Source organism: Streptomyces violens, assembly GCF_000717745.1.
GTDB classification, from domain to species: domain Bacteria; phylum Actinomycetota; class Actinomycetes; order Streptomycetales; family Streptomycetaceae; genus Streptomyces; species Streptomyces violens.
This window is the reverse complement of sequence record NZ_JOBH01000002.1, coordinates 380,771-395,661: the sequence shown is the minus strand read 5'-3', so window position 1 is coordinate 395,661 and position 14,891 is coordinate 380,771. Positions and strand designations below refer to the sequence as shown.

The 14,891-nt window shown below is 71.8% G+C and carries 14 protein-coding genes; 11 read left to right on the top strand and 3 right to left on the bottom strand.

What is annotated here, in order from left to right; all coding sequences use genetic code 11:
• The first annotated feature begins 87 nt into the window (after positions 1-87).
• From IF04_RS0105090 to IF04_RS0105070, 5 genes are all read left to right on the top strand, one after another.
• Complete coding sequence (locus IF04_RS0105090; RefSeq protein ID WP_051830711.1) at positions 88-1,530, top strand: MFS transporter; 1,443 nt, start codon at positions 88-90, stop codon at positions 1,528-1,530.
• Positions 1,527-2,738 carry a M20 family metallopeptidase gene (locus tag IF04_RS0105085; RefSeq protein ID WP_030251542.1) on the top strand — a complete coding sequence of 404 codons (1,212 nt, stop codon included), beginning with the start codon at positions 1,527-1,529 and terminating at the stop codon, positions 2,736-2,738. Before IF04_RS0105090 ends, IF04_RS0105085 begins: the two co-directional genes overlap by 4 nt.
• Positions 2,739-2,779: 41 nt before the next feature.
• Positions 2,780-3,463, top strand: coding sequence for a ribulose-phosphate 3-epimerase (gene rpe / locus IF04_RS0105080; protein ID WP_030251539.1), 684 nt, complete (start codon positions 2,780-2,782; stop codon positions 3,461-3,463).
• Between the two features lie 216 nt (positions 3,464-3,679).
• Positions 3,680-4,663 carry a sugar-binding transcriptional regulator gene (locus IF04_RS0105075; RefSeq protein ID WP_030251537.1) on the top strand — a complete coding sequence of 328 codons (984 nt, stop codon included), beginning with the start codon at positions 3,680-3,682 and terminating at the stop codon, positions 4,661-4,663.
• 190 nt (positions 4,664-4,853) lie between these two features.
• Positions 4,854-5,297, top strand: coding sequence for a barstar family protein (locus IF04_RS0105070; RefSeq protein WP_030251535.1), 444 nt, complete (start codon positions 4,854-4,856; stop codon positions 5,295-5,297).
• Between the two features lie 47 nt (positions 5,298-5,344).
• Here the strand turns inward: IF04_RS0105070 and IF04_RS0105065 are convergent, their stop codons facing one another.
• On the bottom strand, positions 5,345-5,794 hold the full coding sequence (locus IF04_RS0105065; protein WP_030251533.1) for a GNAT family N-acetyltransferase: 450 nt from the start codon (positions 5,792-5,794) through the stop codon (positions 5,345-5,347).
• A 133-nt stretch (positions 5,795-5,927) separates the two neighbouring features.
• Between IF04_RS0105065 and IF04_RS0105060 the strand changes: the two genes are divergently transcribed.
• Entirely contained in the window at positions 5,928-6,344 is a 417-nt protein-coding gene (locus IF04_RS0105060) for a hypothetical protein (RefSeq protein ID WP_030251530.1), read from the top strand.
• Positions 6,345-6,360: 16 nt separating this feature from the next.
• Here IF04_RS0105060 and IF04_RS0105055 read toward each other — a convergent pair whose 3' ends face one another.
• On the bottom strand, positions 6,361-6,861 hold the full coding sequence (locus IF04_RS0105055) for a GNAT family N-acetyltransferase (protein ID WP_030251526.1): 501 nt from the start codon (positions 6,859-6,861) through the stop codon (positions 6,361-6,363).
• 80 nt (positions 6,862-6,941) lie between these two features.
• A complete protein-coding gene (locus IF04_RS0105050) occupies positions 6,942-7,928 on the bottom strand; it encodes a hypothetical protein (protein ID WP_030251523.1) in 987 nt (328 codons plus the stop codon).
• 253 nt (positions 7,929-8,181) lie between these two features.
• On the opposite strand from IF04_RS0105050, the gene IF04_RS0105045 reads away from it, so the two are divergent.
• The 5 genes from IF04_RS0105045 to IF04_RS0105025 all read left to right on the top strand — a co-directional run bounded on the left by IF04_RS0105045 (position 8,182) and on the right by IF04_RS0105025 (position 14,835).
• Positions 8,182-9,618: a GuaB1 family IMP dehydrogenase-related protein gene (locus IF04_RS0105045; RefSeq protein ID WP_030251520.1), complete on the top strand. Its 1,437-nt coding sequence runs from the start codon at positions 8,182-8,184 to the stop codon at positions 9,616-9,618.
• 417 nt (positions 9,619-10,035) lie between these two features.
• Entirely contained in the window at positions 10,036-11,517 is a 1,482-nt protein-coding gene (locus tag IF04_RS0105040) for an amino acid permease (RefSeq protein WP_030251517.1), read from the top strand.
• 10 nt (positions 11,518-11,527) lie between these two features.
• Positions 11,528-11,983 carry an Lrp/AsnC family transcriptional regulator gene (locus tag IF04_RS0105035; protein WP_030251514.1) on the top strand — a complete coding sequence of 152 codons (456 nt, stop codon included), beginning with the start codon at positions 11,528-11,530 and terminating at the stop codon, positions 11,981-11,983.
• Between the two features lie 249 nt (positions 11,984-12,232).
• Positions 12,233-13,030, top strand: a complete 798-nt coding sequence (locus IF04_RS0105030; RefSeq protein ID WP_030251511.1) for a carbon-nitrogen hydrolase family protein — start codon at positions 12,233-12,235, stop codon at positions 13,028-13,030.
• 113 nt (positions 13,031-13,143) lie between these two features.
• Positions 13,144-14,835 carry a flavin monoamine oxidase family protein gene (locus IF04_RS0105025; RefSeq protein WP_030251508.1) on the top strand — a complete coding sequence of 564 codons (1,692 nt, stop codon included), beginning with the start codon at positions 13,144-13,146 and terminating at the stop codon, positions 14,833-14,835.
• Positions 14,836-14,891 lie beyond the last annotated feature (56 nt).

The window sequence follows — 14,891 nt, the reverse complement described above, 5'->3', positions numbered from 1 at the left end:
CCCCCTTCCCGGTACGCCTCCGTGGCGGGCCGTCGCTCCGGCCTGCCCTCGTGCCGCGTACCGCCTCCCTGAACCGAGGTCTCTGTCATGAACAGAACAGTCAGACCCGTACCGCCCGGCCGCCCGCTCGGCCCCCGCACCATGCTCGCCTCCATGGCCCTCGTCGAGGTCGCCAGCGGCGCCACCCAGCAGTACCTGCCGCCGATCCTGCCCGGGCTGGGCGCGCAGGCCGGCTTCGGCACCGCACAGCAGAACTGGATCATCGTGGTGCAGATGGCGAGCTGCGCCGTGCTCACCCCGGTCCTCTCCCGGCTCGGCGACGGCTTCGGCTACCGGCGGCTCCTCCGGGCCTCGATCCTCATGGTCGTGCTCGGCTCGCTGGTCATGGCGCTGCGCCCGACGCTGCCCTTCCTGACCCTCGGCGCGGCCCTTCAGGGCGGCGTGGTCGGCTTCATGCCGCTGATGATCGGCATCCTCCGCGACCAGCAGGGCGAGGCCGCCTCACGGCGCGGCATCGGCGTGCTGGTCGGCGCGCTGCTGCTGGCCGTCGGCTGCGCGGGCATCGTCTCCGGCGCGGTCGGCGCGCACGACGCCCGGCTCGGCCTGTGGATCGGCGTGGGCGCGGGCGTACTGGGGCTGGTCGCCGGGTTCCTGCTGCCGGACGGCGCGACACCGGCGGCCGCGGCCCGGCGCTTCGACGTACCGGGCTTCGTCCTGCTCACCGCCGGGCTGGTCGGCGTGGTGCTCGCGCTGGCGCAGGGCGCCGCCTGGGGCTGGACGTCGGCCGCGACCGTGGGCTGCGGGTTGGTGGGCATCGTGGCGCTGGCCGGCTGGTGGGCGCTGGAGCTGCGGGTGGCGCAGCCGCTCGTGGACGTACGGATGCTCCGCAACCCGCGGGTGGCCGTGCTGAGCGTGGTGACCTTCTGCGTCTCGGCGGCCACGATCGGGTCGATCGCCTTCAATGCCACCTTCCTCGGCGCCTCGCCGCAGGCGGTGGGCTACGGCATCGGGCTCAACGCGACCGCCATCGGGTGGGCGCTGCTCCCGATGACGCTCGCCAGCGTGGCCACCTCGGCCCTCACCCCGGTACTGCTGCGCAGGCTGGGGGAGCGCGTCACCGTGGCCGCGGCCGGGGTCACGACGCTGTTCGGCTTCGGCTTCCTCTTCGTGTTGCACACCGGCCTGGCCCACTACCTGATCGCGTCCCTGTTCATCGGCGCGGCGCTCGGCCTCTTCGAGTCCGCCACCCGCACCCTGACCGTCGAGGCCGTCGCCCCCGAGGAGACCGCGACCGCCGCCGGCGTCAACGAACTCGTGCTGTCGCTGGGCTCCGCCGTCGGGTCCGCCCTGCTCGGCGCCGCGCTCGCCGCGTACGCCACCGACGGCGGCCGGGTCGCCCTCGGCGGCTACACCACCGGCTGGGCGCTGTGCGCCGCCGCCGGGCTGGCCGCCGCGCTGGCCGTCCTGAAGCTGCGCCCCGCCGCGCCCTCCACCCCGTACGCCACCGTCCCCGAAGGAGTACACCAGTGAAGCTCACCGCCCACCACCGCACCGCGCGCGACGCCGCCGAGTCCTGGCGGGAGGAGCTGCTCGGCCTCAGCCATCAACTGCACGCCGACCCCGAGCTGTCCTTCGAGGAGCACCGGTCGGCGGCCGCGCTGGCCGGGCTCGCCGAGCGGGCCGGATTCACCGTCGAGCGCGGCGTGGCCGGGCTGCCCACCGCGTTCACCGCGGTCCGCGGCAGCGGCGAGCTGGTCGTCGGCCTGTGTGCGGAGTACGACGCGCTGCCCGGGATAGGCCACGCCTGCGGGCACAACGTCAACGGGACGGCGGCGCTCGGCGCGGCCCTCGCGCTCGGCGAGGTCGCCGACGACCTCGGCATCACCGTCAAGCTGCTCGGCACCCCGGCGGAGGAGGACGGCGGCGGCAAGGTGTACATGATCGAGGACGGGCTCTTCGACGACGTGGCCGTCGCGATGATGGTGCACGCGAACGACGCCGACACCGTGGGCAACGGCTCGCTGGCCATCGGCTCGTGGAACCTCACGTACACCGGACGCCCGGCGCACGCCGCCGCCGCTCCCTGGGAGGGCCGCAACGCCCTGGACGCACTCACCGTGGCCCAGACCGGGCTCGGCCTGCTGCGCCAGCAGCTGCCCCCGGAGAGCGTCGTGCACGGCATCATCACGGACGGCGGCCAGGCCGCCAACGTCATCCCGGCCCGCACCGCCGCCCGGTACGAAGTGCGCTCGCCCACGATGGAGTCGCTGCGCGCCCTCCAGGAGCGGGTACGGGCCTGCTTCGAAGCGGGCGCGCTGGCGACCGGTACGGAACTGCGCATGGAGCCGCACGGGCACGACTTCGCCGACCTGCGGCAGGACACCACCGTGGCCGAGCTGTACGCGGGTGCCGCCGAGGCCCTCGGGCGTACCGTCGGGCGCGCGCCGGAGCGCGCAGGCTCCACCGACATGGGGAACGTCTCGCACCTGCTCCCCACGATCCACCCGATGATCGGCTACGACACCGGCGGCGCCCGGCAGCACACCCCCGAGTTCGCCGCCGCGGGCACCTCCGAGGGCGCCGACCGCGCGGTCCTGGACGGCGCCGTCGCCATGGCCTGGACGGGCGTCTCGCTGGCCGCGGACCACGGACACCGCGCGCGGCTGCTCGCCGAGGCGGGCCGTCGTGCCGCCGCCCGGGAGCGCGCGCCGGAGGGCGTCGCGAGCCCGCGCCCCTGACCCGCTTATGGATGTCGGCGCGGTCACGACATACTGGAGTCATGGCCTTGATCAACCCCAGCATTCTGTCCGCCGACTTCGCCCGGCTCGCCGAGGAGGCGAAGGCCGTCGAGGGCGCGGACTGGCTCCATGTCGACGTCATGGACAACCATTTCGTGCCCAATCTGACGCTCGGCGTGCCCGTCGTGGAGTCGCTGCGGAAGGCGACGGACACCCCCCTCGACTGCCATTTGATGATCGAGGACCCGGACCGCTGGGCGCCGCAGTACGTCGAGGCCGGTGCGGGTTCCGTCACCTTCCACGCCGAGGCCGCGGCCGCGCCGGTCCGCCTCGCGCGGGAGATCCGGGCCAAGGGCGCGCGGGCCTCGATGGCGCTGAAGCCCGCCACGCCCATAGAGCAGTACGAGGACCTGCTCCCCGAGCTGGACATGCTGCTGATCATGACGGTTGAGCCGGGCTTCGGCGGGCAGGCGTTCCTGGACATCATGCTTCCGAAGATCCGCCGCACCCGCGCGCTGATCGCCAAGCACGGTCTGGAGATGTGGCTGCAGGTGGACGGTGGGGTGTCCGACAAGACGATCGAGCGCTGCGCCGAGGCGGGCGCCGACGTCTTCGTCGCGGGCTCCGCGGTGTACGGCGCCGAGGACCCGGCGAAGGCCGTGCGTACGCTGCGGGACAAGGCCGACGCCGCGACCGCGGCGGCGGGCTGGGGCTGCGCGCACTGACGCGGCCGGGCCGCGCGGAGGCGCGGTCCACGGGTCGTGCCGAGGCGCGGCCCGCACCCGGGGCGGCGGGGGTTGACCTCGTGGCCACGCAGCGTTCATCGCGGGCCGAAGGGTCATGGCCCACGGCGACCTCGGGTTTCTGGAAGGATGAGCGCAGAGTCGATCAGGTGCGCAGTAGGGGAGATTTTCGTGGTTGCCAGCCGCCCACATTCCGGGATGGGCCCCGCCGAGCTGGTGCAGGCTGCGGCCATGGCCCGCCGGTTCTATCTCGAGGGCAAATCCAAGATCCAGATCGCCGAGGAGTTCGGCGTCAGCCGCTTCAAGGTCGCGCGGGTGCTGGAGACGGCACTCGAGCGTGACCTCGTACGCATCGAGATCCGCGTCCCGGCCGAGCTGGACGCCGAGCGCTCGGACGCGCTGCGGGCCCGGTACGGCCTGCGGCACGCCGTCGTCGTGGAGTCGGCCGCCGACTCCGACGACGCGCCGGATCCGGAGAACCTCGGCGATGTCGCCGCCGACCTGCTCGGTGAGCTGGTCGCCGAGGGCGACGTGCTCGGCATCGCCTGGGGCCGCTCGACGATCCACATGGCGTCGGCCCTGCACCGGCTGCCCCCGTGCACGGTGGTCCAGCTGACCGGTGTGTACGACGCGGGGACCGCCGACAGTGGCTCGGTGGAGGCGGTCCGCCGCGCCGCCGACGTCTCCGGCGGCGAGGCGCACCCCATTTATGCGCCGATGCTGCTGCCGGATTCGGCCACAGCGGCGGCGCTGCGGGGCCAGACGGGTATCGCGCGGGCGTTCGATTACTTCGACAAGGTCACCGTCGCGTGCGTGTCCATCGGCTCCTGGGCGCCGGGCATCTCGACGGTGTACGACATGCTCTCGGAGGACGAGCGCGAGCACTACGCCTCGCTCGGCGCCGCCGCGGAGATGTCCGCGCACCTCTTCGACGCCGAGGGTCGGCGCATCGGCCGTGACCTGGGGGAGCGCTGCATCACGGTCGAGGCCGACCGGCTGCGCCGGATCCCCGAGGTGGTCGCCATCGCGGGCGGCCAGCGCAAGGCGCACGCGATCGGCGCGGTCCTGAAGTCCGGCCTGGTCACGAGCCTGGTCACGGACACCGCAGCGGCCGATTACCTCCTCCTGGAGTCCGCTCCGGGCCCGCGCCCGGCCCTGGACCGCGCGGACCCGGACTCCTGAGCCCGTCCGCAGCGGGCGCCCGCCGGAGCGGCCGTCTCCGTAGGGCTTGAGCCGTACGGAGGCCGTTCGTCCGGCGCGGCGGCCGGGGCTGTGACAGCATCGCGGCATGCCAGATTCCCCCGGAGTCCCCGGCCAGGCGGGTGCCGGCCGACGTGCCGGCGCCCCCGTCCCCGGCCCCGCGCCGGACGGCGTGCCCAGGCCGCTGGCCGCGGTGCTCGACGGGCGGACGCCGCCCGGCGTGCTGTCCTGGCCCGCCGGCCGGCCCGTGCAGGAAGCGCTGGACGCCGCGCTGACCGCGGGCTGGCAGGGCACCGTGCTCGACCTCGAAGGGGTCGCCGACAAGGCCGAGTTCATGACGCGGGCCGCGGCGGCGCTGCGGCTGCCGTCGTGGTTCGGGCGGAACTGGGACGCGCTCGCCGACTGCCTCGGCGACCTCTCCTGGTGGCCGGCGGAGCACGGCGGCCGGCTGCTGGTCGTACGGGCCTGGCAGGGCTATGCGGCGGCGGAGCCGGAGGAGTGGCGGGTGGCCGAGTCGGTCCTCGCCGACGCGGTGGCGCACTGGCGCGACACGGACACCGGACTGGCCGTACTGCTGACCCGCGACGCGGGCGGCACGGCACGGGCCCGCACCTAGGAGCCGCGGCACGGGCCCGCCGGTAGCCGTCCGCTCTGACCGGACGGCTACAGCACCCGCTCGAAGCACCAGGAGTCCGCGACGCCCGCGTACGCCCCGAAGTTCGGGATACGGGTGTATCCGGCGCGGGTGTAGAAGCGGACCGCGGCGTGCTGCCGGTCGCCCGTCTCCAGCCGGAGGCGGGTCCAGCCCCGGCCGCGCGCCCACTCCTCCAGGGCCCGCAGCACGGCGGCCGCGGCGCCCGAGCCGCGCCGGTCCGGCAGTACGTACATCCGCTTGACCTCGCCGGTCCCGTCGCCGAGGTCGCGCAGGCCGCCGCAGCCCACCGGTATCCCGTCGTCCTCGTACGCCACGAAGAACGCCGTGCTGTCCGCCGCCGAGGGCGGGACCCCGGGCTCACTGTCCGGGGTCCCGTAGATCCCGGCGATCTCGCTCCGCTGCTGCGCCCGCAGGACGGCGGCGTCCGGGTCGTCCCAGGCCACCTGTTCGATCTTCATGCCCGGGATTCTGCCGAGGCCCCGTTTCGCACAGGTAACGCGGCAGACCGAAGGCTCCGGCACAGGCGCCCTATGACGACTACTGAGGCTTCTATAGCCTGCCGTTGTCCGTGCGCTGGAGGGGGAAATGACCGTGGAAAACGTCCTGTCCGTGGCCATCGGTGCCGGTCTGGGCCTCATAGGGGCCGTTTTCGGTGCGTGGTTCACCGCGCGCCGGCAGGACCGCATGTGGCTCCGCGAACAGAAGCTCAAGGCCGGGGTCGGCTTCAACACCGCCGTGAGCCAGCTGATCGACTACCTCCGGGACGCACGGCTGAGCGACGACGGCGCCGGCGCCAACGAGCTGGCGGGCCGGATGCAGGAAGCGCGCTCCGCCATCTACCTCCTGTGCACCGACGACACCGTCGACCTCGCCAACGCCCTCGCCCGCCGGGTCTGGAAATCCCGCCCCAGCGAAGGCCAGGACGACCGCAGAGCCGAACACCACGAAACCCTGGCCCTCCTCCGCCGCTTCACCCAGCAACTCCGGCGGGAGATCGCCGGCTCGTAGCCGCCACCGGCACTGCCTAGCTGCGGCTCACCAGCGTGGTCACGTACGGCAGGAGTCCCTGCCGGGTGTAGAAGCGGATGGCGTCCGCATTGCTCGCGATGACAGCAAGCTCGAACTCCCGCGCTCCCCGGCTCACGAACTCGGCACGGACTGCCTCGAACAGGCGGGACCCGATCCCACCGCCCCGCTGGTCGGCCCGTACGGAAAGGCTTTCCAGGACACCGGTCTTCGCTCCCCGCTCCCAGGATCCCGGCTGCTGTTCCTTGACGCGGGCCATGGCATAGCCGACGAGTTCGCCATCGGCTTCGGCGGCCAGGGCGAAGACATCCGGGGCAGCGAGCCATGCCTCGTACTTGGCCCTGCGATTCCGCCACGACGCCTCGGGGGACAGCGAAGGCGAGAGCTGTTCCAGGTGCCCGGCAACGGCCACATGGTGCCGATGCAGCGCTTTCCACAGGGGCTCGAGGTCGTCGAGCCGGTCAGCGGATATGTACGTGATCGAGAGGCGCTGGTCCATCCGCACACCGTACGAGAACGGGCCGGCGCGCCGACCGCGATGCCGTCGCGCCGGTGGCCCGTCCCCGCCGGACCGGAGTCCTACAGGCGGTCCCGCAGTACCGAGCCGCCGAAGTCCTCGTCGTCCGTGCCCCACAGGGCGTGGTCGCCGTCGGGGAGGAGGGCGACGGCCTCGATCTTGCGGTTGTCCGTTGTGGTGTAGCGGCTCACCTCTTCCGGCTTGCTCAGCTTCAGGGCGGGGCGGCCCTTGGTGAGCGTGAGCCGGCCCGCCTTGTACACCGCGGAGCTGAACGGGCCGGAGTTCTTGTTCGGGTCCTGGGCCGCGGAGAGCAGCACGGACCCGTCCGGCGCGATCTTCAGGTCGCTGATGTGGCGTACCTCGTCCTGCGCCGGCCACGGTGCGCGGAACGCCACCGGGCCGCTGACGTGCCCGAAGACCTTGTCCGGGGCGGCCGCGGTCGGGTCGAAGGCGGCGCTGCGTACCTGGGAGGCGGTGCCGTTGCTGCCGCGGGTGGCCCAGACCGCCAGGTACTTCTTGGTGGCCCGGTCCCGGTGGACGGCGAACGCCTCGTAGTTCTGCGTGTCGTCGCCCGCGTACTTCTCGGTGCCCGGCAGCGGCGCCGACCAGCGGACCGTCGCCGTACCGCCGCTCACCTTCACGTCGTACACCGTCGGGCGGAACTTTCCGCTGTCCCCGCTGCTCACGGCGGTGTACTCGCCGGGCCGCCCGGGCACGGTGTCCAGCGACTCCAGGTCCTTGGGCACCTCGGTACCGGCCTGGGCCCGCCACTTCAGCTCCCGCACTTCGGGAGCCTTGCCCGGCACCAGGCGTACGGTCGCCATCCGGCTCTGCCCCGGCTCCTTGTTGTCCCGCGCCACGACGGCGTCGATCACGTCACCGGATGCCTTCGCCACGGCCAGCCCGCTGACCCCGCCGGTCATCCCGTCGCCGACCTTCTGCCACGTGCTTTCCTCGGCGCCGTTGGCGCTCAGGGCGCCGGTGGTGACCAGGACGGCGCAGGCACACACGCCCGCGACGCCCGTTGCAACAATTCGTTTCTTGGCCATGGCGGAACGTTAGGGGCCGAACCGTCTACGCGCGATGACCAGGTCCGTATCGTCCGCCGTACGGCCCGAATTTCGGCGGAAGCAACAGCCGCCGACAGGGCCGCTCGGGTGAAGCCACAGAACCGCCCGCAATATTCGCCATCGGCTGACCGGATCAGCGATGATGGACTAGGAGCCGCGGCCCGGTCCGATTCCGGTTCTGAGCTGACTCCCCGCCCGCTACCCAAGCAAAACCGCAGGTGAGAGAGTTAGCATGCGATTTCTGAACGATTCGAAGCCGCCGTACGACCTGACGTACGACGACGTGTTCATGGTGCCGAACCGCTCCGCGGTCGGCTCCCGGCAGGGTGTGGACCTTTCCTCGCCGGACGGCACGGGCACCACCATCCCGCTGGTCGTGGCGAACATGACCGCGATCGCCGGACGCCGGATGGCCGAGACGGTCGCCCGTCGCGGCGGTCTCGTCGTCATCCCCCAGGACATCCCGATCGACGTCGTCACCGACGTCGTGAGCTGGGTCAAGGGACGCCACCTCGTCCTCGACACCCCGATCGTGCTGTCGCCGATCGCGACCGTCGCGGACGCGCTGTCCCTGCTGCCCAAGCGAGCGCACGGCGCGGGCATCGTCGTCGAGGGCGGCCGCCCCATCGGCGTCGTCACCGAGCACGACCTGACCGGCGTGGACCGCTTCACCCAGGTCGCCGAGGTCATGTCCCGGGACCTGCTGGTCCTGGACGCCGACATCGACCCCCGCGAGGCGTTCAACCAGCTCGACGCCGCCAACCGCAAGCTCGCCCCCGCGGTCGGCAAGGACGGCCAGCTCGTCGGCATCCTCACCCGCAAGGCCGCGCTGCGCGCGACCCTGTACACCCCGGCGACCGACGCCGACGGCAAACTGCGCATCGCCGCCGCCGTCGGCATCAACGGCGACGTGGCGGGCAAGGCCAAGGCGCTGCTGGCCGCGGGCGTGGACACCCTCGTGGTGGACACCGCGCACGGCCACCAGGAGTCCATGATCAGCGCGGTCAAGGCCGTCCGGGCGCTGGACCCGCAGGTCCCGATCGTCGCGGGCAACATCGTCGCCGCCGACGGCGTGCGCGACCTCATCGAGGCCGGCGCGGACATCATCAAGGTCGGCGTCGGCCCGGGCGCCATGTGCACCACCCGCATGATGACCGGCGTGGGCCGCCCGCAGTTCTCCGCCGTCCTGGAGTGCGCCGCCGAGGCGAAGAAGTACGGCAAGCACGTCTGGGCGGACGGCGGCGTGCGGCACCCGCGCGACGTCGCCATGGCGCTGGCCGCGGGCGCGTCCAACGTCATGATCGGCTCGTGGTTCGCCGGTACGTACGAGTCGCCCGGCGACCTCCAGCAGACCGCCGACGGCCGGCTCTACAAGGAGAGCTTCGGCATGGCCTCGGCGCGCGCGGTGCGCAACCGCACGAGCGAGGAGTCGGCGTACGACCGCGCCCGCAAGGGCCTCTTCGAGGAGGGCATCTCCACCTCGCGGATGTTCATCGACCCGGCCCGCCCCGGCGTCGAGGACGTGATCGACTCGATCATCGCGGGCGTGCGGTCCTCCTGCACCTACGCGGGCGCCTCGAACCTCGCGGAGTTCGCCGACAAGGCCGTCGTCGGCGTGCAGAGCGCGGCCGGCTACGCCGAGGGCAAGCCGCTGCACAACAGCTGGTAGGCGTTCCTGCCCTACGGGCCTGGCCCCGCACGTCATGCGCGTGCGGGGCCAGGCCCGTTCGCGTTTCCGGAGAGGGGGTGTCTCCGTCCCCACTGCGAGGACGCGTGAGATCGATTACTTCCGGCCGCGGTCGCCCGTCCGGTCGAAATGTCGCTCCTTCGAATCCATGGCCTCAACACGCCCTGGGCGCGCAACAAATGGCCGCTGTGCCGCTTCGTGCGCAAGGATCATGCGCGCATGCGCAAAGAACCCGCATTACGGCAGGTCACACGTGGGCCTTAAGGTCAGGCAAGTTAATTACGTGGAGTGGCGGGGACCGTCCGCTCGGCGGGTCCCGTGCGGGTTGCTTCATGCTGCCCGCGTACGGGCCGCCCCGGTCACCGCCGCCGGTACGGCAGCGATAAAGGAGCCACCCCAGTGTTGGACCACGGCGCAGCCCCTCCCTCCGAGGGCAGCGACCCCCAGCCGCAGCAGCCTCCGTCCCGCCCCGGGCCGCTCGGCACGCTGATGCGGCGCAAGCCCGTCGAACGCCTGGTGGCCGAAGGCGGCCAGGGAGAGGGCGGTACGCTGCGCCGCTCCCTGGGCATGTGGCAGCTGACGATGATCAGCATCGGCGCCACGCTCGGCACCGGCATCTTCGTGGTGCTGGGCGAGGCGGTGCCCGACGCCGGTCCCGCGGTCATCATCTCGTTCGTGATCGCCGGCATCACCGCGCTCTTCTCGGCGCTGTCCTACGCCGAGCTGGCCGGCACCATCCCCGTCTCCGGCTCCTCGTACTCCTACGCGTACGCCACGCTCGGCGAGCTGGTCGCCTGGATCTGCGGCTGGTGTCTGATCCTGGAGTACGGCGTGTCCGTGGCCGCGGTCGCGGTGGGCTGGGGGCAGTACCTCAACGAGCTGCTGTCCGGCACACTCGGCTTCACCATCCCCGAGGTGATCGCCGCGCCGCCCGGTGACGGCGGCATCTTCAACCTGCCGGCGCTGCTGGTCGTGCTGCTCGCGATGGCCTTCCTGCTGGGCGGCGCGAAGGAGAGCGCCCGGGCCAACGCGGTCATGGTCGCGGTCAAGATCGCCGCGCTGCTGCTCTTCTGCGGCGTCGCCTTCATGGGCGTCCGCGCCGGGAACTACGCCCCCTTCATGCCGCTCGGCATGGCGGGCGTCAGCGCCGCCGGCGCCACGCTCTTCTTCTCCTACATCGGCTTCGACGCCGCCTCCACGGCCGGCGAGGAGGCCAAGAACCCGCAGCGCGACCTGCCGCGCGCCATCATGCTCTCGCTGGTGATCGTCACGGCGCTGTACTGCCTGGTCGCGGCCGTCGCCGTGGGCGCGCTGCCCTGGAAGCAGTTCTCCGGCACCGAGGCCGCGCTGGCCGGGATCATGAAGGACGTCACGGGCCAGAGCTTCTGGGCCGTACTGCTCGCGGCCGGTGCGGTGGTCGCCATCGCCAGCGTCGTGCTGACCGTGCTCTACGGTCAGACCCGCATCCTCTTCGCGATGTCCCGCGACGGCCTGGTGCCCAAGGTCTTCTCCAAGGTCCACCCGAAGACCGGCGCGCCCCGCGCCAACACCGTGATCGTCTCGCTCTTCTGCGGCATCCTGGCCGCCGCCGTGCCGCTCGGCCAGCTCGCCGACGCCACCAGCATCGGCACGCTCTTCGCGTTCGCGCTGGTCAACGTCGCGGTCATCGTGCTGCGCAAGACCCGCCCGGACATGCCGCGCACCTTCCGCACGCCGCTGTCGCCGCTCTTCCCCGCGATCGGCTTCCTGCTCTGCATCTGGATGATGGGCAGCCTCGACGCCGTCACGTGGATGGTCTTCGGAGTCTGGATGGCGGCGGGTCTCGTGTTCTACTTCGCTTACGGCATGCGCCGCTCCCGATTGGCCACCGCAGAGAAGTGAACCACCCCCTGTGCGACTGAACGACCTCGACGAACGCATCGTCCACGCCCTGGCTGAGGACGCCCGCCGCTCCTACGCCGACATCGGTCAGGAGGTCGGGCTCTCGGCCCCGGCCGTCAAACGCCGGGTGGACCGGCTGCGGAACGAGGGCGCCATCACCGGGTTCACCGTACGGGTGGACCCGGCGGCGCTCGGCTGGGAAACCGAAGGCTTCGTCGAGCTGTACTGCCGTCGCAACACCTCGCCCGAGGCCATCCACCGTGGCCTCGCGCGCTATCCCGAAGTGGCGTCCGCCTCCACCGTGACCGGTGAGGCGGACGCCATCGTGCAGGTCTTCGCCTCGGACATGCGCCATTTCGAGCGCGTCCTGGAGCGCATCGCCGGCGAGCACTTCGTCGAACGGACCAAGTCCGTCCTGGTGCTCTCGCCCCTCCTGCGGCGTTTCTCCTCCGGCTCCCCGGTCTGACGCACCGCCCCTGGGGCCTGCCGCCTCTGGGGCCCGCCGGCGCTCGGGCTCGATGCCCCTCCGGCCCGGCGCCGCGGTGCGTGGCGAGAGCGCAACGAATCGCCGTCAGCGGCTCGGAAGGCGCAACGAATCGGTACGTGAAGCGCAATGGTGCAGCCTTGTACCACTTGGTCCGCGGACCGTACCGTCTTTACGTCTTCCGAAAGCCCGTACGCACCGTCGTGCCGTACACACCAACCGAGGGGTTCCATGTCTTCGCTGCGCACCGCCCTGCTCCAGAGTTCGGGACGGCCCGGTGACGTGGCGTACAACCTCAAGGCGCTGGAGCGGGCCGCCGCGGACGCCGCGGCGGCCGGTGCCGGGCTGCTGGTCACCTCGGAGATGTTCCTGACCGGGTACGCGATCGGCGCGGACGTGCCCCGGCTGGCCGAGCCCGCCGACGGCGACAGCGCCGACGAGGTGGCCCGGATCGCCGCCGAGCACGGCATCGCCGTCGCCTACGCCTACCCGGAGCGCGACGGTACGGCGATCTACAACGCGGTCCAGCTCATCGGCCCGGACGGCACCCGCCTCGCGAACTACCGCAAGACCCACCTCTTCGGCTGTTTCGAACGCGAGTGGTTCACGCCCGGTGATACGCCCGTCGTCCAGGCCGAGCTGAACGGCGTCCGGATCGGCCTGCTGATCTGCTACGACGTGGAGTTCCCGGAGAACGTCCGGGCGCACGCGCTGGCCGGCACCGACTTCCTGGTCGTGCCCACCGCGCAGATGCATCCGTACCAGTTCGTCGCCGAGTCGGTGATCCCCGTACGGGCCTTCGAGAGCCAGCTCTACGTCGCGTACGTCAACCGGACCGGCCCCGAGGGCGATTTCGAGTTCGTCGGGCTCTCCACGCTGGCCGGGCCCGACGGGGTCGTCCGGGCCCGCGCCGGACGCGGCGAGGAAGTGGTGTACGGGGATGTCGACCCCGGCTTCCTCGCGGCCTCCCGCGAGGCGAACACCTACCTCGCCGACCGCCGCCCGGAGCTGTACGGCTCGCTGAGCTGACCCCACCGCATCCCGGCCGGCGCGTCCCGACCGACACGTCCCGACCGCGCCCGGCCCGGTCCCGCCTGCCTGCTTCCCCTCGTTTTGCCCTGTTTCGCAAGGAGTCTCGCCCCATGACGTCCACGGTGCCCACCGCCGTCCAGCACACCGACGCGCAGCCGCCGATCACCATGTTCGGACCGGACTTCCCCTTCGCGTACGACGACTTCCTCGCCCACCCGGCGGGCCTGGGCCAGATACCCGCGACCGAGCACGGCACCGAGGTCGCGGTCATCGGCGGCGGCCTCTCCGGCATCGTCACCGCCTACGAGCTGATGAAGATGGGCCTCAAGCCCGTCGTCTACGAGGCGGACCAGATCGGCGGCCGGCTGCGCACCGTCGGCTTCGAGGGCTGCGACTCCTCGCTCACCGCCGAGATGGGCGCGATGCGCTTCCCGCCGTCCTCCACGGCGCTGCAGCACTACATCGACCTGGTCGGGCTCAAGACCAAGCCGTTCCCCAACCCGCTCGCGCCCGAGACCCCCTCCACCGTCGTCGACCTCAAGGGCGAGTCGCACTACGCCGAGACCGTCGACGACCTGCCCGACGTCTACCGCCAGGTGGCCGAGGCGTGGAACGCCTGCCTGGAGGAGGGCGCCGACTTCTCCGACATGAACCAGGCCCTCCGCGAGCGCGACGTCCCGCGCATCCGCGAGATCTGGGCCAAGCTCGTCGAGAAGCTGGACAACCAGACCTTCTACGGCTTCCTCTGCGACTCCAGCGCCTTCAAGTCCTTCCGGCACCGGGAGATCTTCGGCCAGGTCGGCTTCGGCACCGGCGGCTGGGACACCGACTTCCCCAACTCCATCCTGGAGATCCTCCGCGTCGTCTACACCGAGGCGGACGACCACCACCGCGGCATCGTCGGCGGCAGCCAGCAGCTCCCGCTGCGCCTGTGGGAGCGCGAGCCGGAGAAGATCGTGCACTGGGCCCAGGGCACGTCCCTCTCCTCGCTGCACGACGGCGCGCCGCGCCCGGCCGTGACCCGGCTGAACCGCACCGCCGGCAACCGGATCACCGTCACCGACGCCTCCGGCGACATCCGCACCTACCAGGCGGCCGTCTTCACCGCGCAGTCCTGGATGCTGTTGTCAAAGATCGAGTGCGACGACGCGCTGTTCCCCATCGACCACTGGACGGCGATGGAGCGTACTCACTACATGGAGTCCTCCAAGCTCTTCGTGCCGGTCGACCGGCCGTTCTGGCTGGACAAGGACGAGGACACCGGCCGGGACGTCATGTCGATGACGCTGACGGACCGGATGACCCGTGGCACCTACCTCCTCGACAACGGGCCCGACGAGCCCGCCGTCATCTGCCTCTCCTACACCTGGTGCGACGACAGTCTGAAGTGGCTGCCGCTGAACGCCAACGAGCGCATGGAGGTCATGCTGAAGTCGCTCTCGGAGATCTATCCGAAGGTCGACATCCGCAAGCACATCATCGGCAACCCCGTGACCGTGTCCTGGGAGAACGAGCCGTACTTCATGGGAGCGTTCAAGGCCAACCTGCCGGGGCACTACCGCTACCAGCGCCGGCTGTTCACGCACTTCATGCAGGACCTCCTTCCCGAGGACAAGCGCGGCCTCTTCCTCGCCGGTGACGACATTTCCTGGACCGCCGGCTGGGCCGAGGGCGCCGTGCAGACCGCGCTGAACGCCGTGTGGGGCGTGATGCACCACTTCGGCGGCGGCACGGACGCCACCAACCCGGGCCCCGGCGATCTGTACGACGAGATCGCCCCGGTCGAACTGCCGGAGGACTGACCGCCCTCCCGGCTCGGGACGGAGGGGACGGGGGAGCCGCCGCCGCGCGGCTCCCC